This is a genomic window from Mesorhizobium sp. LNHC209A00, assembly GCF_000502915.1.
Taxonomy (GTDB): Bacteria; Pseudomonadota; Alphaproteobacteria; order Rhizobiales; family Rhizobiaceae; genus Mesorhizobium.
Genome location: NZ_AYWT01000002.1, coordinates 640409 through 664660, shown reverse-complemented (window position 1 = coordinate 664660; position 24252 = coordinate 640409). Strand labels below are relative to the sequence as shown.

The window sequence follows — 24252 nt, the reverse complement described above, 5'->3', positions numbered from 1 at the left end:
CCGCCTAGGCCGCCGGTTTGTAACCGGCCCGTGAAGATCAACACGATCGAGGAGATCAACGATGTTGAACACACAAAGCATCAGGAGCACCGCAGGGCGCGGCCGCCTGTTCGATAGCATTCTGGACACCGTCGGCGACACGCCGGTGGTGCGCATCAACAATCTCGCGCCGGCGCATGCGACCATCTTCGTCAAGGCCGAGTTCTTCAACCCTGGCGCCTCGGTGAAGGATCGGCTGGCGCTCAACATCATCGAAGAGGGCGAGCGCAGCGGCGCGCTGAAGCCGGGCCAGACCGTGGTCGAGGCAACCAGCGGCAACACCGGCATTGGCCTCGCCATGGTCTGTGCGCAGAAAGGCTATCCGCTCGTCGTCACCATGGCCGACAGCTTTTCGGTCGAGCGCCGCAAACTCATGCGCATGCTGGGCGCCAAGGTGGTGCTGACGCCACGCGCCGAAAAAGGTTTTGGCATGTACAAGAAAGCGATCGAACTGGCCGAGGCCAATGGCTGGTTCCTTGCCCGCCAGTTCGAGACCGCCGCCAATGCCGCCATCCATGAAGCAACGACCGCGCGCGAAATCCTAAACGATTTCGCAAGCTCCCGGCTCGACTGCTTCGTCAGCGGCTATGGCACTGGCGGCACCGTCGTCGGCGTGGCGCGCGTCTTGCGCCGGGAACGGCCCGATGTCCGCATCGTGCTCTCCGAGCCGGCCAATGCGCAACTGATCGGCAGCGGCAAGGCGCAGCAGCGCGGGGCCGGCGGCGCCCCCGCCGCCAGCCATCCGGCCTTCGAGCCGCATCCGATCCAGGGCTGGACGCCGGACTTCGTCCCCAACGTGCTGCAGGAGGCGATCGACGCCAGCCTCTATGACGAGGTGATGCCGATCGCCGGGCCAGAAGGCATCAAATGGGCTCGGGCGCTGGCCCAGAAGGAAGGAATCTTCACCGGCATTTCCGGCGGCGCCACCTTCGCCGTGGCGCGTCAGGTCGCGGAGAAGGCGCCACCCGGATCGGTGATCCTATGCATGCTGCCTGACACAGGCGAGCGCTACATGTCGACACCGCTGTTTGACGGCATCGAGGCCGAGATGGACGCCGACGAAATGGCCCTGTCGCGCTCGACGCCCGGCTGCCAGTTTCCGGCGGCTTGACGGGAGGCTGTCATGGACATCGCGCAGGAAAGCCTTGGCGTGTCGGCCGAGGAAACGCTTGACCCCGCCGACTGGGCCGGTTTGCAGGCCTTCTCGCATCAAATCATCGACGATGCGGTGGACTACCTGCGTGAGGTGCGCGAGCGCCCGGTTTGGCGGGAAATGCCCGGCGAGGTGCGGGATCTTTTCACCGCACCCCTGCCGCGCTCGCCGGCACCGCTTGCCGTCGTGTACGGAGAGGTCTCCCGCACCGTTATGTCCTATCCCATGGGCAACATCCATCCGCGCTTCTGGTCGTGGTACATGGGGTCCAGCAACTTCACCGGCGCGCTCGGCGATTTCCTCGCGGCGATCCAGGGCTCCAACCTGGGCGGCGGCAACCATGCCGCCGGGCTGATGGACGGCCAGGTGGTGAACTGGTGCAAGCAGATGCTGGGCTTTCCGGCCTCGGCCTCCGGCACGCTGGTCAGCGGCGGCTCGATGGCCAACATCATCGGGCTGACGGTGGCGCGCAACGTCAAGGCCGGCATCGACGTGCGCGAGCACGGCGTCGCCGCGATCGAGAAGCCGCTGCGCTTTTATGGCTCGGACCAGATCCATTCCTGCCACCGCAAGGCGATGGAAGCGCTGGGCCTGGGCAATCGGGCGCTGCGCCGAATCCCGACGGATGCCGGACTACGGATCGACATATCGGCCTTGCGCGCGGCGATCGTCGAGGACCGGGCAGCCGGGTTCAAGCCGGCCTGCGTCATCGGCAATGCCGGCACGGTCAACACTGGGGCGATCGACGACCTCCGGGCGCTTGCCAAACTCGCTCACGAGGAAGGCCTTTGGTTCCATGTCGATGGCTGCATCGGCGCGCTGATCGCCATCGCCCCGCAAAATGCCCACCGCGTCACCGGCATCGAATGGGCCGATTCGGTCGCGCTCGATCCCCACAAATGGCTGCATTCGCCCTTCGAGGTAGGCTGTGCCCTGGTCAGGGACGCCGCCGCGCACCGCCGGACATTCGCGGTGACGCCGGAATATCTGGAATCGACACCACGCGGCCTCGCTTCCGGCGAATGGCTACACGATTATGGTCTGCAGACGTCGCGCGGCTTTCGCGCCTTGAAAGTGTGGATGGCGCTGAAGGAACATGGTGTCGAAAAGTTCGGCCGCCTGATCGACCAGAACATCGCGCAGGTCTCCTATCTGGCCGGGTTGATCGAGGCCGAGCCTTCGCTGGAACTGGCGGCAGCGCCGACCATCAACATCGTCTGCTTCCGCTACCAGCCCGGGTTGGCGGGCGAAGCGCTGAAGGCGCTCAACACCGAGATCATGCTGCGGTTGCAGGAGCAAGGCATCGCGGCGCTCTCCGACACCACCGTGCATGGCGGGCATTGGCTGCGTGTGGCGATCACCAACCATCGCACCCGACGCGACGATCTCGATCTGCTGGTGCGTGAACTGGTGAGGCTCGGGCATGAGATCACGGCACAGGGCCACGTGTCTTCCTAGTTTCCGGCCGCCGTGCGAACCTGCCCGCGATGATTCGAGGGAGGTCGGCGGTGACGCTGTTTCGCATGCTTGCGCTGGCGGCACTGGTCCTGGCCAACTCGGCCAAGGCCGCCGACATGGCCTTTTTCGTCAAGAACCTGCGCAAGGAGGGGGTCGCGGTCGAGCTGTTCAGCCGCGATCGCGAAACCGTCTGGCCGGGCAACGACAAGGTGTTCCTCGTCGATCCCGGCTCGCGGAAATCAGTGCCGATCTCCTGCAACCAGGGCGAACGCATCTGCTACGGCGCCTGGGTCGATGGCAATGACAAGATTTCCGCCGGCGTCGGGCCAGACAACGACCAGCCTTGCGATACCTGCTGCTTCATCTGCGTGGAGCACACGACCGAAACCATCGACCTTGTGCCGTAGCGGCGCTTCGGTGCAGAAGCCAACCCGGTGCGTCAGTCCGGAAGGCCGGCCTTGCGAAAGCCATCGACGAAGTGCTCGCGCGTCGCGTCGTCGCGGAAGGGCTCCGTCCAGACCCAATGCCGGGTCGTGAAATGCGGGTTGCCGACGAGGAACAGTTCTACCTCCGTGCGCGCCTCCTCGAGCCGACCAAGTTGCGCAAGGCTTGCCGCAAGGAAGCGGCGTGAGCTCGTGCGGTAAGTCTCGTCCCGGCGCAGCGTCTCGACGGCGGCTGCGTAGTCGCGCGCCGCGTATTGCGCCTGGCCGAGCGTCAGGTAGTACCAGCTCGGTGGAAACGGGTTCAGCCGGAACGCCTTGCGGATTTGCTCCAGGGCCTCCTCGACCCGCCCGGCCAGGGTCGTTATATCGGACAATGTCGCCCAGGCATCGGCCTCGTTCGGGTCGAGTTCGAACGCCCTGGCGAATTCGGCATCCGACTCCGCGAACTTATGCTCATAGGCAAGCAAATTGCCGAGCACCCAGTGGCATCCTGCATCGTTGAGATCGATCGCGACCGCCTTGCGCGCCAGCTCCAGGGCAATGCGGCGGTTAGGGTCGATCGGCTCGCCCCAATGCACCCATCCCATCCAGTGGTTCATGGCAAGCCAGCGATAGGCCTCCGCGTAGTGGGGATCGAGCGCAACCGCGCGCGTCAACATCAGATGCGCTTCCCGTGCGGTCTGCGGCGAATCATCGATCAGCTTGCGCGCCCGCACGCACAAGTCGTAGGCGTCGAGATTGGTGGGCCGGTTGCGTGGCGGCGGCGCGCGCAGCCGGCCAAGCAATGCCTCCACGATCTTGGCGGTCACCTCGTCCTGGACGGCAAAGATATCGTCCAGGCCGCGGTCGAAACGTTCCGCCCATAGATGGTCGCCGCTCGCCGCGTCGACCAGCTGCGCGTTGATGCGTACCCGCCCCGCATCGCGCCGCGCGCTGCCCTCCAACAGATAACGAACGCCGAGTTCCCTGGCGATCTCGCGCACGTCCATTGCCTTTCCTTTGTAGGCGAAAGTCGAATTGCGCGCGATGACAAACAGGCCGGAGATCCTCGACAGGTCGGTGATCAGGTCTTCGGTCAAGCCGTCGCAGAAAGAGTCCTGCCCGGCATCGTTGCTAAAATTGACGAAGGGCAGCACCGCTATGGAAGGCTTGTCCGGCAGCGGCAAGGGTTTTGGCTTGGCGCCGGCGAGCTGTTCGACGGCCCCCGTGAAGCGATAGCCGACGCGCGGAACGGTCGTGATCCATTCCCCGCCTCCTTCACCCACAATGCCTGGCGGGCCGAGCAGCTTGCGCAACTGCGCGATCTGGACGGTGAGGTTGCCTTCCTCGACGGCCGTGCCGGGCCACGCCGCGTCCATCAGTTCGGCTTTTCCCAGGATTTCGCCGGGTTTTGCGACGAGCGCCGCAAGCAACTTCAGCCCCCGATAGCCGACGGCCACGGGATCGTCGTTCCTAAGCAGCGTTCCCGCGCCCGGATCAAGCACGAACGGACCAAAGGCGAAGCGCTCTCCCTGCATGGGCGCATCTATAGAGCAATTCCGGGAAAAGTGCGAAGCGGTTTTGCCGGGAAACGCGTGGCTAGCTCTCCCCGAGAGTGGCGTCAAAACAAAGAGTTATCGCAAGTTTGGAACTTTTGAGAACTATTTGGGAGGGCTTAATTACGGCGCCGCTCATATCCTGCAGAATTCAATCTCTTTCCGGGTGAGGTCCACGGTTCGCGACGGTGTCGGACCCCCAAACCCAATGGAGGTTGCCCCAATGGAGGTTGCCATGAACAGTACAATCACATCGATCCAGCATCGGGCAGTGCGGCCGGGTGTGCCCGTCCAACGATCGTCGCATCCGCGCTCCCTGCGAAGCATGGTGGCAAGCTGGCGCGAGCGGACACGCTTTCGCTGGGACCTCAAGCGACTATCGGAGGTCAGCCCGCATTTGATCGATGACATCGGCATGACGACACGACAGGTCGAAGCAGAGATCGCCAAACTGCCATTCTGGCAGCGCTAAGGCGAAAATGCCGCGACGATTTGGAGGGGATTGCCGAGCATCGTGCCTTTAGCATCCGCCCGCGTCATGTCATGATCCTGCATCGGCCGTGGGGGCCGATTCTACATCGGGGGTTTCCATGTCCTTCACATCCGCGCGCCGGCTCGCCGCCGCGTTTTCGCTTGCCGTCCTGTTTGTACCAGCCGCCCATGCCGGCGACGTCACCTTCGCTGTCAAGAACAGCCATCCCAACGCGATGCGCCTCGAACTCTATAGCCAGGACCGCGACTATGTCTGGCCGGGCGATGGCAAGGATTTCTATCTCGACGACGGCGAGACCAAGTCGTTGCCGATATCCTGCAACGAAGGCGAATCGATCTGCTACGGGGCCTGGGTCGATGGCGATGAGGGTACCTATTGGGGCGTCGGTCCCGGCAACAAGGAAAAATGCGAGGATTGCTGCTACACCTGCAGCGGCGGCGAGACCGAGGAGATCGATCTGGTCCCCTGACCGGTTTGCCAGCTTGACGGTTTTCCTGTTCGAGCCATAGCTTGGCCATGCATGCCGCCCAAAACCGGTTCGCGGCTTTGGCGCAACGACATGCATGGAACCAAGACCATACCAAGGGCACGCCGCGCCTGTGCATTCAGACGCGGCGTACTCCAGGCAACAGGAGCATCGCGATGGCCGGCACGGTCGAGGGTGAAAAAATCGACGTCGGGTTTTCCGGCAAGCGCTGCATCCACTCGCGCAATTGCGTGCTCGGCGACCCGCATGTCTTTGTGCCCAATGCGCCGGGCCAATGGATCCATCCCGATGCGGCCAGCGTCGAGAAGATCGTCGCGCTGGCCGAGAACTGCCCCTCGGGCGCCATCACCTATGCGCGCAAGGATGGCGGCCCGCGGGAAAAGCCGCCCGTGGTCAACACCGTGCGGCTGCGCGAAAACGGCCCGCTGGCGGTGCATGCCGAGATCGTGCTTGGTGCCGAGACGTTTTTCCGCGCCACACTTTGCCGCTGCGGCGCCTCGCAGAACAAGCCGTTCTGCGACAACAGCCATATCAAGGCGGGCTTTGCCGCCACCGGAGAACCGGCGCTGAAGGACACGCCGGCGCTGGAGGTCCGCGACGGCCCGCTGCGGGCGATGCCGACCACGAACGGCCCGCTCAAGCTCGAAGGCAATGTCGAGATCGTTACCGGCACCGGCCACACGGTCGACCGCACCACGAAGGTCTTCCTGTGCCGCTGCGGCCACTCGGCCAACAAGCCGTTCTGCGACGGCAGCCATAAGAAGGTTGGGTTCGTGGGATAGGTGGGTAGCCAATCTCCCTCTCGGGGGGAGATGTCCCGCGGGACAGAGGGGGCGCCTCTTGCCAACCTTTCAATATGTTCTCCACCGCGCCAGTGCCGCGTCCCTTGGCCCATCTCTCCCGGCTTTATCCGCAAGCCGGCATCGGCTAAGGGCAGGCAACCAAACAATCTGCCCGGACTTTCGCCCAAAATGACCGCCAAGACCAAGCCCGCCCCTCTCTTCCTCGGCATCGACACCGGTGGCACCTACACCGATGCCGTGTTGTGGTCCGAGACCGAAGGTCCGCGGGAGGGGCCGAACAAGGGCAAGGTGCTGGCCAAGGCCAAGGCGCTGACCACGCGGCATGATCTGGCCGTCGGCATTTCGGGCGCCGTCGATGCGGTCCTGGAAAAGGCGGGCACCAATCCGGCCGACATCAAACTGGTCTCGATGTCGACGACGCTCGCCACCAATGCGCTGGTCGAGGGCCAGGGCGGCCGCGTGGCGCTGGTCATGATCGGCTTTTCCGAGGCCGATCTTGCCCGCGACGGTTTGAAGACGGCACTCGGCACCGACCCGGTGGTGTTTTGTGCGGGCGGCCATGATGTGCACGGCAGCGCCGCCAAGCTCGACCTGTCCGGATTGGAGGCGATGCTGCCGGAACTCGGCGTGTCGGTGTCCGGCTTTGCCGTATGTGCCTATTTCGCCACCCGCAACCCGGCGCACGAGATCGCCGCCCGCGAGCTGATCCGCGACAGGACCGGCCTGCCGGTCACGGCGAGCCATGAGCTATCGGCCAAGCTCGGCGGTCCGCGCCGGGCGCTCACGACGCTGCTCAATGCCAGGCTGATCTCGATGATCGACCGGCTGGTGGCGGCGACCGAGGGGTTCCTTCAGGCCCGCAACATCGCCGCTCCTTTGATGGTGGTGCGCGGCGATGGCGCACTGGTTTCGGCGGCGTTTGCCCGCCAGCGGCCGATCGAGACGATCCTCTCCGGTCCCGCCGCCAGCCTGGTCGGCGCCCGCCACATGACCGGGTTCGACAACGCGGTGGTCTCCGACATTGGCGGCACCACCACCGACGTGGCGGTCCTCGATGGCGGCCGGCCGCGGCTCGATCCGGAAGGCGCCACCGTCGGTGGTTTCCGCACCATGGTCGAGGCGGTCGCGATGCGCACTTTCGGCCTCGGCGGCGATTCCGAAGTGATGCTGGAGGATGGCGCGCTCAATCCGAAAATTCTGCTCGGGCCGCGCCGCCTGGTGCCGCTGGCGCTGTCCGGCATGGCGCATGGCGAGGCGGTGACCGCGGAACTCGAACGCCAGTTGCGCGCGCCCAACACAGGCCGCATGGACGGCCGCTTCGCGGTCCGCACCGGCGTGCCGGACAGGCTCGCCGCGGGGCTGACCGCCCCGGAGGCAAAGCTCTACGAAGCACTCGGCGCGACGCCGCTTGCCCTCGACAGGCTGCTGACCTCGAATGCCCAGAATGCCACGCTGAACCGCCTGGTCTCGCGCGGGCTGGTGCATATCTCGGGCTTCACCCCGTCGGACGCCGCGCACGTGCTTTGCAAACAGGCGAACTGGGATGCCGCCGCCGCCCGGCTTGGCGCCGAACTGTTCGCCCGCAGGCGCGATGGCCGGGGCCAGGCGATCGCGGCCTCCGCGGAAGCGATCTCGGAACGGGTGCTCTTGACCCTGACGCGCTGGTCGGCCGAATACATCCTGGAGACCGCTTTTGCCGAGGACGGGCTCGACGGCGCGGCGACGGTGGCGCATGCGCTGGTGCAGCGCGCCGTCGATGCCCACCCCGGCATCGCCCGCCTCAGCGTCGCGCTCGACCGGCCGGTCATCGGGCTCGGCGCTTCGGCGCCGCTGCACTATGCCGGCCTGGCGCCCTTGGTCGGCAATGACTGCGTCGTGCCCCGGGATACCGACGTCGCCAACGCGCTTGGCGCCGTCGTCGGCCAGGTCAGGGTTTCGGCGGAGGCCCGCGTCAGCCAGCCCACGGAAGGCCTGTTCCGGCTTGCCTCGGGTGAGACGGTGCGCGATTTCCTCGACGAGACGGCGGCGATCGCGGCCGCCGAGGCCGATGTGCGGGCGATTGTCGCCCAGCGGGCTCTTGATGCCGGCACCGACAGTGCCGAGATCGACGTGGCGACGGAGTTCCGGGTCTCGACTGTCGAAGCGCAGCGCATGTTCATCGAAGCGCATATCGTGGCGGTGGCCTCGGGCAGGCCGAGGATAGCGGTGTGAGGAGAAGAGCCATCTCCCCCTCGTCGGGAAGATTGGCTAACCGCCCAAAATGCCCCACCTTCACCCTAAGCTGAATTGACCCTGCACCCCCTGACATGCCAAACGCCCCGCAACGCCTTTCATCTGGAGTAGCCTGATGACCGATCGCATCGAGATCGCCGGATTGCGCATTGCCCGCGAGCTGCATGACTTCGTCGTCGACCAGGCTTTGCCCGGCCTCGGCATCGAAGCGGCGCGTTTCTGGGACGGGTTCTCGGTCATCATCCATGATCTGGCACCCAAGAACCGGGCGCTGCTGGCAAAACGCGATGCCATGCAGGAAAAGCTCGATGGTTGGTATCGCGACAATGGCGCGCCCATCGACATGGACGCCTACAAGGCGTTCCTGAAGGTGATCGGTTATCTCGTGCCGGAAGGGCCGGCCTTCAGCGTCTCGACCGACAATGTCGACCCGGAAATCGCGGTCGTGGCCGGACCGCAGCTGGTGGTGCCGGTGATGAACGCGCGCTATGCGCTCAACGCCGCCAATGCACGCTGGGGCTCGCTCTATGACGCGCTCTATGGCACGGACGCCATCCCCGAAACGGATGGCGCCGAGAAGCGCAAGGGCTTCAACCCGGCGCGCGGCGCCAAGGTCATCGCCTGGGCCAAGGATTTTCTCGACCAGTCCGTGCCGCTCACCTCCGCAAAATGGGCAGGGGTCAACGGCCTGTCGGTCGCCAACGGCGCCCTGAAGCTCAGCGCCGGCGCCGGCTCGACGACGCTGGCCGATCCCAGGCAATTCGTCGGCTATCGCGGCGACGCCGCCAATCCGCAAGCCGTGCTCCTGGTGAAAAACGGGCTGCATGTCGAGATCGTCATCGACCGCGACAACCAGATCGGCCGCACCGATCCGGCTGGCATTGCCGACGTCATCCTGGAATCGGCGCTGACCACCATCCAGGACTGCGAGGATTCGGTCGCGGCCGTGGATGCCGAGGACAAGGTCGTCGTCTACCGCAATTGGCTCGGCCTGATGAAGGGCGATCTCGCCGAAGAAATCAGCAAGGGCGGCAAGAGTTTCGTCCGCAAGCTCAACCCCGACCGCGCCTACATCGCCCCAGCCGGCGGCACGGTGACCGTGCCTGGCCGCTCGTTGATGCTGGTGCGCAATGTCGGCCACCTGATGACCAATCCAGCGATCCTGGACCGCGACGGCAACGAGGTGCCGGAAGGCATCATGGACGCGGCGATGACGGCCCTGATCGCGCTGCACGATGTCGGGCCGAAAGGACGGCGGATGAACTCCCGCGCCGGCTCGATGTATGTCGTGAAACCCAAGATGCATGGCCCGGAGGAGGTCGCCTTCGCCGTCGAGATGTTCGACCGTGTCGAAGCCCTGCTCGGCATGGCCCAGAACACCATCAAGATGGGCATCATGGACGAGGAGCGGCGCACCACAATCAACCTCAAGGAAGCGATCCGCGCCGCAAAGGAGCGCGTGGTGTTCATCAACACCGGCTTCCTCGACCGCACCGGCGACGAGATCCACACCTCGATGGAAGCCGGCCCGATGATCCGCAAGGGTGACATGAAGCAGGCCGCCTGGATTTCCGCATATGAGGCCTGGAACGTCGACACGGGCTTGGAATGCGGGCTCGCCGGTCATGCCCAGATCGGCAAGGGCATGTGGGCGATGCCCGATTTGATGGCCGCGATGCTGGCCGAGAAGATCGCCCACCCCAGGGCCGGCGCCAACACCGCCTGGGTACCGTCGCCAACGGCGGCGACGCTGCACGCCACGCACTATCACAAGGTCGATGTCCATGCGGTTCAGGCCGCGCTGAGGACCCGCCCGAAGGCGAAGCTCGACGACGTATTGTCGGTGCCGGTGGCCGTGCGGCCCAACTGGACGCCCGACGAGATCCAGCGCGAACTCGACAACAACGCGCAAGGCATTCTGGGCTATGTCGTGCGCTGGATCGACCAGGGCGTCGGCTGCTCCAAGGTTCCCGACATCAACGATGTCGGGCTGATGGAAGACCGCGCCACGCTGCGCATCTCCTCGCAGCACATCGCCAACTGGCTGCGCCATAAGGTCTGCTCGGAAATCCAGGTGATGGATTCCTTGCGGCGCATGGCGGCAATCGTCGATCTGCAGAACGTCGGCGACCCGCTCTACCGGCCGATGGCCGCCGACTTCGAAAAGTCGATCGCCTTCCAGGCCGCCTGCGACCTGGTGTTCAAGGGAACAAGCCAGCCCAACGGCTACACCGAGCCGGTGCTGCACAAGCGGCGGCTGGAGCTGAAGGCCCATCAAGGGTAGGACGATGTCGCGTTGAAAGGGTTTGGAGCGCCGACTGGATGTCGCCGGTCCGCGTCGGCGAAGACGGCGGCGTCAGCCCAGCGGCAATGTCGTGCCGAAGGCGGCAGGCTCTTATGGCTGGATACGGTTCCTTTGCTTTTTTCAGCTAGTGTTGGCTGGAAGGCTGCGGAGCATTGGCATGGCCAACACGATGGCGATCGAAAAGAAACTGTTGAATTCCGTCCATGACCGGGCGGTTTTCCAGCGCCGCGTGCGCATCCTGTGTCAGCGGCTGGCCGACGAACTGGGCCCGGCCGGCACCGTTCTCGATCTTGGCTGCGGCGACGGCTCCATCGCCAAGGCGATCATGGAAAAAAAGCCGGGGCTGACGTTTCGCGGCATTGACGTGCTGATCAGGCCGCAAACCCATATCCCGGTCGAACTGTTCGATGGCGGCACCATTCCCGCCGCGAATGGCTCCTATGACTGGGTGACGATCGTCGATGTACTGCATCATGCCGACCACCCGGGCCATCTCGTGCGCGAGGCGGCCCGCGTGGCGCGCAAGGGCGTTGTCATCAAGGATCACCTGCGCGAAGGCTTCGCGGCCTACCAGACGCTTCGTTTCATGGATTGGGTGGGCAACAAGGGGCACAATGTCCGCCTGCCTTACAACTATCTCTCCAAGGCGGAGTGGGACGCCGTTTTTGCCGCCGCGGGTATCACACCCCGCACCTGGCGTGAGAAGCTGTCGCTCTATCCGTTCCCGGCCAGCGTGTTTTTCGACCGTCGCCTGCATTTCATCTCGACCTTGCGATAGGCAAGGCGGACCGGCTGTTGACAGCTTCATTGACGGGCGCCGTGAAGGTGGGGTGCATGCGTGTGCTGCCGCGGGCAGGCCCTACGCCGCCTGCGCCACGCGCTCCGAACTCATGCGATAGGAAATTGCTTCGGCCAGATGGATGCGGCCGACAGCTTCGCTGGCGTCGAGATCGGCGAGCGTGCGCGCCACTTTGAGCACCCGGTGGTAGGCCCGCGCCGAAAAGGCGAGTTTTTCGCTGGCATCCTTGAGCAGCGACAGGCCGGCGGCGTCCGGCATGGCGATCGTTTCGATGACGGCTGGAGAACAATGCGCGTTGGTGGTGGCGCTGTTGACGCCGAGCCGCTCGAAACGCTCACGCTGAATGGTGCGGGCACGCGCCACCCGCAGCGCCACGTCGGCGCTCTTTTCCGCCCGGTCGGGCCGGATCAGGTCGCTGGCCGAGACCGCCGGCACTTCGATCCTGAGATCGATGCGGTCGAGCAGCGGACCTGAAATACGCGCCTGGTAATCGGTGCGGCAACGGTCGCCGCGCAGGCAGCGATAACCCGGTTCGCCGGCCATGCCGCAGCGGCACGGGTTCATTGCCGCCACTAGCTGGATGCGGGCCGGATAGGTGACGCGATGGTTGGCCCGTGCGATCATGCAGTCGCCGGTTTCAAGCGGCTGGCGCAGCGCATCGAGTGTCTGCGGCGTGAATTCGGGAAACTCGTCGAGGAACAGCACGCCGTGATGGGCAAGCGACACCTCGCCCGGCCGCGCGCGCAGGCCGCCGCCCACCATCGCCGCCATCGAGGCCGAATGGTGCGGGGCGCGGAACGGCCGCCGGTCGGTCAGCTTGCCTTCGCCGAGTTCGCCGGCCACCGAGGCGATCATCGAGACTTCGAGCAGTTCCTTCGGCGCCAGCGGCGGCAGGATCGACGGCAGGCGCTGCGCCAGCATCGATTTGCCTGAGCCTGGCGGACCGATCATGAGCAGATTGTGCCCGCCGCCGGCCGCCACTTCCAGAGCCCGCTTCGCTGTCTCCTGGCCCTTGATGTCGGCAAGGTCGGGCAGGTCGCGTGCCGCCGCGCGGATGCCGGCCTCCGGGCGCGACAGCACCTGCGTGCCGCGGAAATGATTGGCGATCGCAATCAGGCTGCGCGGCGCGAGAATGTCGAATTCCCGCCCTGCCCAGGCTGCTTCCGGCCCGCAAGCGAAGGGGCAGATCAGCCCTTTGCCTTCGCCATTGGCGCCGATTGCCGCCGGCAAGGCACCGGCAACGGCGGTGATCGTACCGTCGAGCGATAGTTCGCCCAGCACGACATAGCCAGCCAGCATGTCGCCCGGAATAGCGCCAAGGGCCGCCATCAAGCCGAGAGCGATCGGCAGATCGTAGTGGCTGCCTTCCTTCGGCAGATCGGCAGGCGCCAGGTTGACGGTCACCTTCTTCGACGGCATCGACAGGCCCGACGCATGCAATGCCGCCTGCACCCGCTCGCGGCTTTCCGCCACCGCCTTGTCTGGCAGGCCGACGATATGCATGTTGACCTTGCCGGGCGCGATCATCACCTGCACATCGACCGGCACCGCCTCGATGCCCTGGAAAGCGACCGTACGAACCCGCGCCACCATTGTCTGCCCCCGATGCCGGCTCGCCCTTGCCCTTGTGAACGGGCCGCGAGTGACGTCAACGCAAGACAACCACGGATTTCAGGCCAAGGCAAGAACATTACAGGAACAAAAGTAGAGTAGACGCATGGCTCGCGCCCGATCATGACGGCCTCATCGCCAAGAAGGTGTTCCAGCCCTGCTCATTTCTACCGATGCGGAAGCTGTGGCTGAGAAGCTCCATGCAGGCGGCCTCGATGCGCGCCGCGAAGGCGTCCCTACGCCAGTCGACGGTATGGTACTTGCCACCCGTTTCGCCGTCACCATCTCGCATCGAGACGACGAAGGCACCGCCTTGGCGCGACGAACGCGCAATCTTCTCCAGAACATGGTCGATCTGGTCGCGAGGCACATGGATCAGCACGGCGAGCGCCACCACCGCGTCGTAGGGACCGCCAAGCTCGTCGGTGATCACGTCGAGGAGTTCGCCTGCCTTGCCGCGCGCGGCCTGCAGTTCGAGAAAGCGCCGCGTGGCGTCGGTTCGCCGGACCTCGACCCCAAGGCCCTCCAGGAAGTCCGCGTCGCGGCCCGGGCCGGATCCGATTTCCAGGATGCGGCCGCCCGCTCCGGCGATCGCGGCGGCGCGCTCGAGCGCGGCCCTGTCGTTCGGGTGAGGAACATGCCCAACGATCTCGTCATAATGGACCGCATAGTCCTCATACGACTCTATCGTCCGACGGCTTTGGGCCAGAACCTCTGCCGGTATCTTCATCGTGTTCTCCCATCGGTGTGTGTCTGACGGATTTGGTCAAATCGAGAACATCACGCGAACTGGCAGTTTGCGCCGGTTGCAGCCGGGTGGCGTCCGGTTGCAAAAGCGGAACATGGTTAATACAAAATGAAAACGGAAAACAGGGCCGCGAAGCATGATCGCGGAATGGCGGTTGTGCCGCCATTCATCGTCGGGCTCGGTATCTAGCTCTTCGTTTCGTTAGACCGGTGTCACGGCGAGGGATGTGCGGTGACGTTTGGCGTCGCCGCTTTTTTTGGATATTGGCGCAGCCATCAGCACGGTTGTCAGCCTGATAGCGTTGGCCGTTGCCATACTCAACCGGCTGCCTCATTAGGATCTGTGAAAGAGGCTTGCGCCTACTGCCGCTTTTCCTCCACGCAATCCCAGAACAGGCTGGCGATGTCGGCGCCGCCGAAGCGCTTGACCTCGCGCACGCCGGTCGGCGAGGTGACGTTGATCTCGGTCATGTAGTCGCCGATGACGTCGATGCCGACCAGGATGAAGCCGCGCTCTTTCAGCGACGGCCCGATGCGGGCACAGATCTCTCGCTCGCGTGTCGTCAACTCGGTCTTTTCGGCGCGGCCGCCGACATGCATGTTGGAGCGGGAATCGTGCTCGGCCGGCACCCTGTTGATGGCGCCGACCGGCTCGCCGTCGATCAGAATGATGCGTTTGTCGCCCTTGCGCACGTCCTTCAGGTAACGCTGCACGATATAGGGCTCGCGAAACATCTGGCCGAACATTTCGAGCAGCGAGGCGAGATTGCGGTCGGCTTCCAGCATATGGAAGATGCCGGCGCCGCCATTCCCGTAGAGCGGCTTGACGATGAGGTCGCCGAACTCCTTGCGGAAGGCGGCGACTTCGAGCGGATCCTTGGTGATCAGCGTATCCGGCATCAGGTCCGGGAACTCGGTGACGAAAATCTTTTCCGGGCTGTTACGCACCCAGGCCGGGTCGTTGACGACCAGCGTCTTTGGATGGATGCGCTCGAGGATGTGGGTCGTGGTGATGTAGTTCATGTCGAAGGGTGGGTCCTGGCGCAGCAGGACGACGTCCATTTCGGACAAGTCGGTGCGCACCTTTTCGCCCAGCGAATAGTGGCTGCCCTTTTCGTCGCGCACCGTCATCTCCTCGACGCGGGCAAACACCTTGCCGTCGCGCATCGACAGCCGGTCGGGCGTGTAGTGGAACAGCTGATGGCCGCGCCGCTGCGCCTCCAGCGACAGGGCGAACGAGGTGTCGCCGGCGATCGACACGGTGGAGACATGGTCCATCTGGACGGCGATTTTCAACTTCATGGCAGGTCCCCAGCGTAGTCGACGCAAGCGATATAAGCGTCGCGGCGCGTTCTGCCAATCGCGACGTTTTGAACATTGGGATCAGCAAGGCGCGTCTGCCGGTTGCAGACAAGACGAGGACTGACGTCATCGCTTTCTTAAGCCTTGCCGTGCGACGGTAAGCTCCGAATGCAGCGGCCGACCTGACGCAGCGCCGGGCACCCGATGGAACGACGATCATGAACGCGCTCACTGCCGTCCGCGCAGCCTCGACCCAGCAGCTCGAACTCACCATCCTGATGCCATGCCTCAACGAGGCCGAGACGCTCGCCGTCTGCATCGGCAAGGCCAGGGCGTTTCTCGACCAATCCGGCATAGCGGGCGAGGTGCTGATATCAGACAATGGCAGCACCGACGGCTCGCGGGAGATCGCCGCGCAGGGCGGTGCTCGTGTCGTCCCGGTCGCGCAGAAGGGCTATGGCGCGGCGCTTCTGGGCGGCATCGCCGCCGCCAGGGGTCGCTTCATCATCATGGGCGACGCCGATGACAGCTATGATTTCGGTGCACTGGAGGCATTCGTGGCGCGGCTGCGCGGCGGCGCCGATCTGGTCATGGGCAACCGCTTCCGGGGTGGCATAGAGGCTGGCGCCATGCCGCCCCTGCACCGCTATCTCGGCAATCCGGTGCTAAGTTTCGTCGGCCGCCTGTTCTTCCGCATCAAGACCGGGGATTTCCACTGCGGTCTGCGCGGCTTCAACGCGGACAGCATCAGGAAGCTCGATCTGCAGACCACCGGGATGGAATTCGCAAGCGAAATGGTGGTGCGCAGCGCGCTTGCCGGCCTGCGTATCGAGGAAGTGCCGACCACGCTCAAGCCCGACGGCCGCGGCCGGCCGCCGCATCTCAGGACCTGGCGCGACGGCTGGCGGCACCTCAAATTCCTGCTGGTCTACAATCCGCGCTGGATGTTCTTCATTCCAGGCGCGGTGCTTTCAGGCCTCGGCACGCTGTTCGCGGCGCTGCTGGTGTTCGGCCCCTTGCGGGTGGTCGACAATCTTTCGCTCGATCTCAACACCTTCGTCGCCGCCTGTTTCATGATCGTCACCGGCATCCAGCTCATCACCTTCGGTGCCATTTCGCGATACTATGCCGAAATTACCGGCATCCTGCCGCGAAGCCGCGGGTCGGACTGGCTGACCAGGACCATCAGCACCGACCGTCTCGCCGCCAATGCCGGCATTTGCTTTGCCGCCGGCTTCCTGTTCTGCCTCTATGCCGTCATGCGCTGGGCCCATCTCAATTTCGGCCCGCTAACCGATTCCGAAATTCCACGCATCGTCGTGCTCGGGTTGAGCCTGATCGTCATTTCCTTCCAGGCCTTCTTTTCGGCATTCCTGCTCGGTGTCCTGGAAATCCCGGTCAAGCGACTGAAAGCTGGCCTTTCCCAGGAAGCGCCGGCCAGCGAACAGCAATGACCGACGTGCTGCCGGCGCTTGTCCATGCGCGCCCGTTCCGCTTCATGGTGGTGGGCATCGGTGCGGCGGGATTGTTTTTCGCGCTCTCGTGGCTGCTGGTTTCGCTGGGCGTTTCGCCGTTCGCCGGCAGTGCCATCGCTTATGCAACGGCGTTCGTCATTGCTTATCGGGCGCAACGGGGCTGGACGTTCGGTGCGGAACACGATCACAAGGTCGCGTTCCCGCGCTATCTTACGCTGCAAGCCGGATGCGCCGCTTTTGCCGGCCTTGTCTCGCAGGTGGCGGTGACGCATTTCGGCCTGTCGCCCGTCGCCATGTCGGCGCTGGCGACGGCCGTGACAAGCACCATCAGCTATGTGGTCTCGAGACTGTGGGTGTTTCCGGCGCGCGGCCACGGCAAACTCGGGAACACCGTGTAGCGGTTGTCCGTCCGGTCGAGCCAAGACCAGGAGTGGTCCAGCGCCTCCGCGACGCACCGTGCTTTACGCTTTGTGAAGCGAGAGGCACTAGCCTGTAGTCCCGACCATCGGCCGAAAGTCGCTCCATGACCGCTGCCCATGCCGCGATGCCTTCAAAGCACACCGCCCGTCCCTCCTGGCGGGCGGACATGCTGGCGGCGCTCCTCGCGGCCCTGGTGCCGCTCCTGGTCTATGCCATCGCCGGATTTCCACAACTGGCCAACCCGGCGGGCGACAATGACAGCCTGCTGCAGCTGGTCGAAGTCCGCGATCTTCTGGCCGGCCAGGGCTGGTTCGACCTGCACCAGTACAGGATGGGACTGGACGGCGGCTTCGTCATGCATTGGTCGCGGCTGCTCGACGCGCCGCTGGCCCTTGGCGTCCTTGTCATGTCGGCCCTGACAGGCAATGTCGCCCTGGCTGAACAGGTCGTGCAAGTCGCCTGGCCTGCCCTGCTGTTCTGGCTGGCGGTCTTCTTCCTCATCCGCGCCGCGCGCGCTTTCGCCGGCGGCCACGCTGTCCTGCCCGCCGCCGTCGTCGGTGGCGCCGCGCTCTACTACCTCGGCATTTTCTCCCCAGGTTCGCTGGATCATCACAATGTGCAGCTGACGCTGATCCTGGCGAGCCTTGCCTTGCTGCTCGGGGCTCCCTTGCTCCGGCCGGCCGCCTTGCTTTCGGGCATCTGCGCCACGCTGAGCGTGGCCATCGGCATGGAAAGCGCTCCCTACGCCGGCACCCTTGGCGCCGCTGTCGCGCTGCTGTTTCTTGGCGATAGTGCTCGGGAAAGGCTGACCGCGAGGGATTTTGGCCTCGGCGTCGCCGCTGTTTCGGCTCTCGTCTTCGTCGCCACCGTCCCGGCATCCGCATGGACCCAGGCACAGTGCGACACATTTTCGATTGTTCAGTTCGCCGTCGCCGGACTTGCCGGCGCGGGGCTGGCGATCATCGCCTCGTGGAAGGCCGCCAGTGCGACCGTCGCCGGCCGCCTGGCCTCGCTCGGCCTGCTTGGGCTAGCCCTTGCCGCTGTCGTCGTATTCCTGTTCCCGCAATGCCTGGCCTCGCCCTATGCCAACCTCAATCCGCGCCTCAAGGAGATATGGCTCAGCCATATCGATGAGGCGCAGCCGATTTTCCAGATCGTCACCCATGATCCGGCCAGGGCGGTGGCCCGGTTTGCCACCCCGCTGGTGGCCATCATCCTGATGGCGCTCCGTATCGGCCATGGCTGGCGTCGGCAGGACAGCCTTGTCGGCTCGCTGCTGGTGGTGGCGTTCCTGGTCAGCGCCTGGGAAGTTCGCGGCTCGACCTTCTCCATCGCCTTCGCGGTGATCCCGCTTGCGGCATGGATCGCCCGCTGGCGCCAGCGTGCGCAAACCAGTCCGTCCAACGGCGCCGCACTCAGGATGGCCGCGGCCTGGCTGATCTCTGTAAATGCAATCTGGGCAGGCGCTGCCGGGGCGGCGTCTAGTGCTTTCCAAACCGACGCGGCGGCCACCAGTGCCAAGGCCGACGATGCGGCTTGCCTTGGCAAGGCCTCGTTCGCGGCGCTCGGCCGGATGCAGGCCACGACAGTCCTTTCGCTGTCCAACCTCGGCTCACCGATTCTGGCCTTTACCAGTCATCGCGTGCTGGCCGGGCTGTACCACCGCAATGTCACCGGAAATCTGGTTGCACTGGATGCCTGGCTGGGCTCGGAGGCGGACGCCAAAACCGTCATCGAAAGCCGCCATGTCGGCCTTGTCGCGCTCTGCCGTGGCAATGCGGAAAGCCACCTGCTCCTGGCCAGGGCACCGGAGGGGTTCCTCGCCAGGTTGATGAGCGGCGATGTGCCGAACTGGCTGGAGCCGGTGGCACAAACCCGAGGTGCCCCGCTGGAGCTTTATCGCGTCAAACCAAAGGGCTGAAAATCCAAGTGTTTGACGCATCTTTTAGCCGGCTTCACGACGGTGTCGCGGCGAAAGCCGGACCCCATTTTTCGGGATCGTGCTCCGGCCACGAAAATCGGTCAGTGGGATACGTTTCCTAAAGGGTTTGCTGCCAGTCTGGAAATAAATTCCGACGACAAAAGCAGGGACGAACAGGGACACCGATGCAAACTCCGTTTGGCACCGGTCAGGCAAACAGGGAAAGCACGGATCTGGCGTTCACCGATCCGTTGACCGGGCTTGGCAATCATCGCCGCTTCTTCGACAAGGTCGATCGCCTGATCAGCGACCGTTCCGACGATCCCGCGCCCTTCACGGTCGGCATTCTCGACCTCGACGGCTTCAAGCCGATCAACGACCTTTTCGGCCACAAGGCCGGCGACGACATCCTGATCCAGGTGGCGATGCGGCTGCGCGCCTCGATGGACGGCCATTCGACGGTCTGCCGCATCGGCGCCGACGAATTCGCCTTCCTCTACCCGCTGGTGTTCTCTGAGGAGGCGGCGGCGGAAAAATCCCGTATGCTGATCGAGATCCTGTCGGCGCCCTACGATGTCGGCGAGCGCACCGCCAGGCTCTCGGCCTCGGTCGGATGCTCATTGTTCTATTCCGGCGACGAGACTACCGAGATCCTCATCAACAAGGCCGAAACGGCGCTTTACCATGCCAAGCGCTCCGGCCGCGGCCGCGTCGTCGTCTATACCCGCGAGATGGAGGAAGCCGCCAAGCGCGTCACCCGCATCGAGCAGGCGCTGCGCCGCGCCGTCTCGGCCGGCGAGGTGGAGCCGCATTTTCAGCCGATCGTCGATCTCACCACGCGCCGCACGATCGGCTTCGAGACGCTGGCGCGCTGGACAGACCGCGACCTCGGCGCGGTGCCGCCGACCGTCTTCATCCCCATCGCCGAGGAGCGCGGCATCATCGGCCCGCTGTCGCAGCTCGTGCTGCGCAAGGCCACCGAGGCTGCCAGGAGCTGGCCAAAAGACCTGTTCCTGTCCTTCAACCTGTCGCCCTCGCAGCTCGTCGACCAGAACACCGGCCTGCACATACTGGCGATCCTCGACCGCACCGGCTTCGATCCGCGCCGGCTGGAGATCGAGATCACCGAGACCGGCCTGATGAACGACCCGGCCTCGGCCGCGCAGATCGTCGAGGATCTGCGCCGCGTCGGCATACGTGTCTCGCTCGACGATTTCGGCACCGGCCAGTCCTCGCTCGGCCGCCTGCGCGAGTTCCATTTCGACAAGCTCAAGATCGACCGCGCCTTCGTCTCCTCCATTCTCGATGACCGGCCGTCCGAACACATCATCCGCGCCATTCTCGCCATGTGCGAAGGGCTTGGCATGGACGTCGTCGCAGAAGGCATCGAAGAGGAAGCGCAGGCCGACCGGCTGGTCCAGTTCGGTTGCGCCGGCGGGCAGGGCTATCTGTTCGGCAAGCCGGCCGATGCCGACGCCACATTGGGCTATCTCCGGGATTCCTTCCGTGGCGCCTTGCGCGCCAAGGCGATCTGAGCGGCAGGTTTCGGCGCTGCCCGCCATGCGGCGATGCCTCCTGGCGGGTCAAGCGCGGGCGCGATCGCCTTTTTGTCAGACATAAGCCCGGAAATCAGTCTTTTCGCCCTTGCCCGCCGGACGTGTCTGGCTAGGATGCGCGCCGGTTGACCCGGAGACGAAAAATCATGATGCCATCGGCGTATTTTGCCGACCTCGAAGGCGCTTCGGTGCTGATCACCGGCGGCGGCTCCGGCATCGGTGCGGCGCTGACCGAAGGGTTCATGCGCCAGGGCGCCAAGGTCGCCTTCATCGACATCGCCGATGCGCCCAGCACGGCGCTTGCCGATCGCATCGAGAAGGAGGTCGGCCATCGTCCGCTCTATCTCAAGACCGATCTGCGCGACGTCGAGGCTTTGCGGGCGTCGGCCGTGAAGGCAGCCGAGGCGCATGGCGACCCCACGGTGCTGGTCAACAACGCCGCCTGGGACGAACGTCATGCCGTCGAGGATGTCACCGTCGAGTTCTGGGACAACAACCTTGCCATCAACCTGCGGCCGCATTTCTTCACCGCGCAGGCCGTGGCACCAGGCATGAAGCGTGCCGGCGGCGGCTCGATCATCAATTTTACCTCGACCTCCTATCTGATCAACCATCCCGACATGCCGGCCTATACCGCCGCCAAGGCGGGCATACTCGGCCTCACCAAGGGTCTGGCCGGCAAGCTTGGCCCCGACCGCATCCGCGTCAACGCCGTCGCGCCCGGCTGGGTGATCACCGAGCGGCAGCAACAGCGCTGGGTCACCGAACAGGCGCTTGCCGCCCATGTCGCCAAGCAGTGCATCAGGGACGTCATGCGGCCGGACGATATGATCGGCACGGTCCTGTTCCTGGCCTCGGATGCCTCGCGCATGCTGACCGCGCAGATGCTGGTCGTCGATGGAGGTTTCCTGTGAGCCCGGAGTTTGCCAGCAGCGTGCCGGCAGTCGCGGCGCTCGATTGGGGCACGACCCGCCTTCGGGCCTGGCTGATCGACGGCGTCGGCAAGGTGCTTGCGGAGCGTCGCGGCGACGATGGCCTGATCACCGCGCGCGAAAAAGGCTTCGCCAACGTTCTGGAGGGCCATCTGGCAGCGATGGGCGCGCCGGAGGAATTGCCCGTCATCATCTGCGGCATGGCCGGCTCGCGCCAGGGTTGGCTGGAGGCACCCTATCTCGGCGTGCCGTCGCCGCTCGGCGCCATTCTCGGCGGCGCCGCTAGGGTGCCCGGGCAGAAGCGCGACATCCGCATTATTCCCGGCCTCGCCCAGCGTCTGGCCGACGCGCCCGATGTCATGCGCGGCGAGGAGACGCAGCTTGCAGGCGCCGGCCTGCCGGCCAAGGGCCGCGAATTGGTCTGCATGCCCGGCACGCATTCGAAATGGGTTCTGGTGGAGGACGGCGCCGTCGCCGGCTTCGGCACCTGGCCGACGGGCGAGCTGTTTTCCGTGCTTGCCGCGCACTCGATCCTGCGCCACTCGCTGGGTGAACATCCGGGCCCGGTTGCTCCAGACAATCCTTTCTTCCGCCGCTGGTGCGAAACAGCGCTAGGCGATGGCGGCGACGTCACCTCTCGGCTGTTTGCCATCCGCGCCGCCGGCCTGCTCCAGGACCTCGAGGCCGATGATGCGGCCGCCTGCCTGTCCGGCTTGCTGATCGGCGGCGAGATCGCTTCTGCCCGGCGCCGGCATGGCGCCGGCGCGATATCGGTCGTGCTGATTGCCTCGGGCGCGCTGGCCGGGCTCTACCAGGCCGCCCTCGGCCTTGCCGGGCTTGGTGTGCGGACAGTCGACGCGGACGAGGCTGTACGCGCCGGTCTCATCGAGGCCGCGCGGGAGAATGGCATGATTACCAGAAGTGGAGCCGCCATATGACCGAGACCGCACCCTTTCCAAAACTCAAGCGCGGCCTGGTCGCCATCCTGCGCGGCCTCAAGGCAAGCGAGGCGATCGCCATCGGCCAGGCATTGTTCGATGCCGGCATCGAGGCCATCGAGGTGCCGCTCAATTCGCCCCAGCCGTTTTCGTCGATCGCCAGGCTTGTTCAAGTGCTGCCGAAGACAGCTTTGGTCGGCGCCGGCACGGTGCTGACAGCGGCCGACGTCGACAGTCTTCACGCGGCCGGCGGACGACTGCTGGTCAGCCCCAACATCGATGCCGAGGTGATGGGCCGCGCCGCGCGTTACGGCATGGTCACCATGCCTGGCGTGTTCACCCCGACCGAAGCCTTCCAGGCGATCCGGCTCGGCGCCTCGGCGCTGAAATTCTTTCCGGCCAGCGTGCTCGGCGCATCGGGCATTTCCGCGATCCGGGCGGTGCTGCCGGCGCAGACGCTGGTCGGCGCGGTCGGCGGTGTTTCGGAAAAGGACTTTGCCGGGTACAAGGCGGTTGGCGTGACGGTCTTCGGGCTTGGCTCCAGCCTGTTCAAGCCAGGCATGAGCGTCGATGATGTGGCGGCGCGCGCCTACGCAGCCGTCACTGCCTGGGATGAGGTATTCGGAGAAGCATGATGAGTGAACCGATCGTTGCCGTCTTTTCCGATCATGTCTGTCAGCTCGGCGAAGGGCCAAGTTACGATCCCGGCACGGATGCGCTGTTCTGGTTCGACATTGTCAACAGCCAGCTCATGGAAAAGCCCTTGGCGGGCGGTGCGCTGAAAATCCACGAGCTTGGCCAGATGGCAAGCGCGATCGCGATCATCGATGACAAGCGACAGCTGATCGCCACCGAAACCGGGCTTTTTGTCCGCGACGTCGCCACCGGCGCAATGACGCTGCACACCGCCATCGAGGCCGACAACCCGGTCACCCGTTCCAACGATTCCCGCGTCCATCCCTGCGGTGCCTTGTGGGTCGGTACCATGGGCAAGGGCGAGGAGAAGGGCGCGGGCTCGATTTACTGGTTTTTCAAAGGCGAACTGCGCCGCCTGTTTTCGGATATTACCGTGTCCAACTCGATCTGCTTTTCATCCGACGGCGCGCTTGCCCACTACACCGACACCTCGACCGGATTGCTGATGCGCGTTGCCTGCGATCCCGCGACCGGCCTGCCCGTCGGCGAGCCGAAGATCTTCGTCGATCACCGCTCAGCCAAGGGCTATATCGACGGTTCGGTGCTCGACCGCGACGGCATCCTGTGGAACGCCGTCTGGGGTGGCAGCGTCCTCGAGGCCTATGGGCCGGACGGCAAGCTCGTCCGCACGGTCGCCATGCCGGTGACGCAGCCATCCTGTCCGGCCTTCGTCGGCAGGAATGCCGATCGGCTGGCCGTGACCTCGGCCTGGTCGGGCAAGAATGAAAAGCAGCGTCTGCTCGACCTGCAGGGCGGCATGACCTTCCTGATCGATATTCCTGTCAATGGCCGCCTGGAACCGCGCGTCCTGATCGCCTGACTTTGCGGGGCCACGGGGCCACGGTTCTCAATCCCGGCGCTGTCACGCAGGCGTCCGGCGCGCGTCGATTTCGCGAAAGCCGATTGC

At 65.0% G+C, this 24252-nt stretch carries 21 protein-coding genes; 17 read left to right on the top strand and 4 right to left on the bottom strand.

Features of this window, described 5'->3' with window-relative positions; translation table 11 throughout:
• Window positions 1–61: 61 nt before the first annotated feature.
• Genes cysK through X739_RS159435 form a run of 3 tightly spaced genes read left to right on the top strand, consistent with a single transcriptional unit; the run spans window position 62 to window position 3057 of the window.
• Window positions 62–1150 carry a cysteine synthase A gene (gene cysK, locus X739_RS159425; protein WP_023793324.1) on the top strand — a complete coding sequence of 363 codons (1089 nt, stop codon included), beginning with the start codon at window positions 62–64 and terminating at the stop codon, window positions 1148–1150.
• A 12-nt stretch (window positions 1151–1162) separates the two neighbouring features.
• Complete coding sequence (locus X739_RS159430) at window positions 1163–2650, top strand: aspartate aminotransferase family protein (RefSeq protein WP_023793321.1); 1488 nt, start codon at window positions 1163–1165, stop codon at window positions 2648–2650.
• A 50-nt stretch (window positions 2651–2700) separates the two neighbouring features.
• On the top strand, window positions 2701–3057 hold the full coding sequence (locus X739_RS159435; protein WP_023793319.1) for a hypothetical protein: 357 nt from the start codon (window positions 2701–2703) through the stop codon (window positions 3055–3057).
• Between the two features lie 32 nt (window positions 3058–3089).
• Here the strand turns inward: X739_RS159435 and X739_RS159440 are convergent, their stop codons facing one another.
• Window positions 3090–4610 carry a winged helix-turn-helix domain-containing tetratricopeptide repeat protein gene (locus X739_RS159440; protein WP_023793317.1) on the bottom strand — a complete coding sequence of 507 codons (1521 nt, stop codon included), beginning with the start codon at window positions 4608–4610 and terminating at the stop codon, window positions 3090–3092.
• Between the two features lie 253 nt (window positions 4611–4863).
• On the opposite strand from X739_RS159440, the gene X739_RS159445 reads away from it, so the two are divergent.
• The 6 genes from X739_RS159445 (at window position 4864) to X739_RS159470 (ending at window position 11726) form a co-directional block, all read left to right on the top strand.
• Complete coding sequence (locus X739_RS159445; RefSeq protein ID WP_023772049.1) at window positions 4864–5100, top strand: hypothetical protein; 237 nt, start codon at window positions 4864–4866, stop codon at window positions 5098–5100.
• 118 nt (window positions 5101–5218) lie between these two features.
• On the top strand, window positions 5219–5590 hold the full coding sequence (locus X739_RS159450; RefSeq protein ID WP_023772050.1) for a hypothetical protein: 372 nt from the start codon (window positions 5219–5221) through the stop codon (window positions 5588–5590).
• A gap of 173 nt (window positions 5591–5763) precedes the next feature.
• Entirely contained in the window at window positions 5764–6390 is a 627-nt protein-coding gene (locus X739_RS159455; RefSeq protein ID WP_023793313.1) for a CDGSH iron-sulfur domain-containing protein, read from the top strand.
• A 189-nt stretch (window positions 6391–6579) separates the two neighbouring features.
• Window positions 6580–8622, top strand: coding sequence for a hydantoinase/oxoprolinase family protein (locus X739_RS159460; protein WP_023772052.1), 2043 nt, complete (start codon window positions 6580–6582; stop codon window positions 8620–8622).
• A 136-nt stretch (window positions 8623–8758) separates the two neighbouring features.
• A complete protein-coding gene (locus tag X739_RS159465; RefSeq protein ID WP_023772053.1) occupies window positions 8759–10927 on the top strand; it encodes a malate synthase G in 2169 nt (722 codons plus the stop codon).
• Between the two features lie 178 nt (window positions 10928–11105).
• A complete protein-coding gene (locus X739_RS159470; protein ID WP_023772054.1) occupies window positions 11106–11726 on the top strand; it encodes a class I SAM-dependent methyltransferase in 621 nt (206 codons plus the stop codon).
• Window positions 11727–11807: 81 nt separating this feature from the next.
• Here the strand turns inward: X739_RS159470 and X739_RS159475 are convergent, their stop codons facing one another.
• From X739_RS159475 to gshB, 3 genes are all read right to left on the bottom strand, one after another.
• Window positions 11808–13340, bottom strand: coding sequence for a YifB family Mg chelatase-like AAA ATPase (locus X739_RS159475; protein ID WP_023772055.1), 1533 nt, complete (start codon window positions 13338–13340; stop codon window positions 11808–11810).
• A 139-nt stretch (window positions 13341–13479) separates the two neighbouring features.
• Window positions 13480–14088 carry a class I SAM-dependent methyltransferase gene (locus X739_RS159480; protein ID WP_023772056.1) on the bottom strand — a complete coding sequence of 203 codons (609 nt, stop codon included), beginning with the start codon at window positions 14086–14088 and terminating at the stop codon, window positions 13480–13482.
• A gap of 377 nt (window positions 14089–14465) precedes the next feature.
• Window positions 14466–15407 (bottom strand): glutathione synthase, encoded by a 942-nt coding sequence (gene gshB, locus X739_RS159485; protein ID WP_023772057.1) that lies wholly within the window; start codon window positions 15405–15407, stop codon window positions 14466–14468.
• Window positions 15408–15625: 218 nt separating this feature from the next.
• On the opposite strand from gshB, the gene X739_RS159490 reads away from it, so the two are divergent.
• The 8 genes from X739_RS159490 to X739_RS159525 all read left to right on the top strand — a co-directional run bounded on the left by X739_RS159490 (window position 15626) and on the right by X739_RS159525 (window position 24165).
• On the top strand, window positions 15626–16861 hold the full coding sequence (locus X739_RS159490) for a glycosyltransferase family 2 protein (RefSeq protein ID WP_023772058.1): 1236 nt from the start codon (window positions 15626–15628) through the stop codon (window positions 16859–16861).
• The gene (locus tag X739_RS159495) at window positions 16858–17280 is read left to right on the top strand and encodes a GtrA family protein (protein WP_023772059.1); all 423 of its coding nucleotides are present in this window, start codon (window positions 16858–16860) and stop codon (window positions 17278–17280) included. Before X739_RS159490 ends, X739_RS159495 begins: the two co-directional genes overlap by 4 nt.
• A gap of 125 nt (window positions 17281–17405) precedes the next feature.
• Entirely contained in the window at window positions 17406–19223 is a 1818-nt protein-coding gene (locus X739_RS159500) for a hypothetical protein (protein WP_023772060.1), read from the top strand.
• A gap of 185 nt (window positions 19224–19408) precedes the next feature.
• Window positions 19409–20758 carry an EAL domain-containing protein gene (locus tag X739_RS159505; RefSeq protein WP_015314675.1) on the top strand — a complete coding sequence of 450 codons (1350 nt, stop codon included), beginning with the start codon at window positions 19409–19411 and terminating at the stop codon, window positions 20756–20758.
• Window positions 20759–20925: 167 nt separating this feature from the next.
• Entirely contained in the window at window positions 20926–21693 is a 768-nt protein-coding gene (locus X739_RS159510; RefSeq protein ID WP_023772061.1) for an SDR family oxidoreductase, read from the top strand.
• Window positions 21690–22649, top strand: coding sequence for a 2-dehydro-3-deoxygalactonokinase (locus tag X739_RS159515; RefSeq protein WP_023772062.1), 960 nt, complete (start codon window positions 21690–21692; stop codon window positions 22647–22649). Before X739_RS159510 ends, X739_RS159515 begins: the two co-directional genes overlap by 4 nt.
• Window positions 22646–23284, top strand: coding sequence for a 2-dehydro-3-deoxy-6-phosphogalactonate aldolase (locus X739_RS159520; protein WP_023772063.1), 639 nt, complete (start codon window positions 22646–22648; stop codon window positions 23282–23284). The genes X739_RS159515 and X739_RS159520 overlap by 4 nt, the downstream gene beginning before the upstream one ends.
• The gene (locus X739_RS159525; RefSeq protein ID WP_023772064.1) at window positions 23284–24165 is read left to right on the top strand and encodes an SMP-30/gluconolactonase/LRE family protein; all 882 of its coding nucleotides are present in this window, start codon (window positions 23284–23286) and stop codon (window positions 24163–24165) included. Before X739_RS159520 ends, X739_RS159525 begins: the two co-directional genes overlap by 1 nt.
• The last annotated feature ends 87 nt before the right edge of the window (window positions 24166–24252 follow it).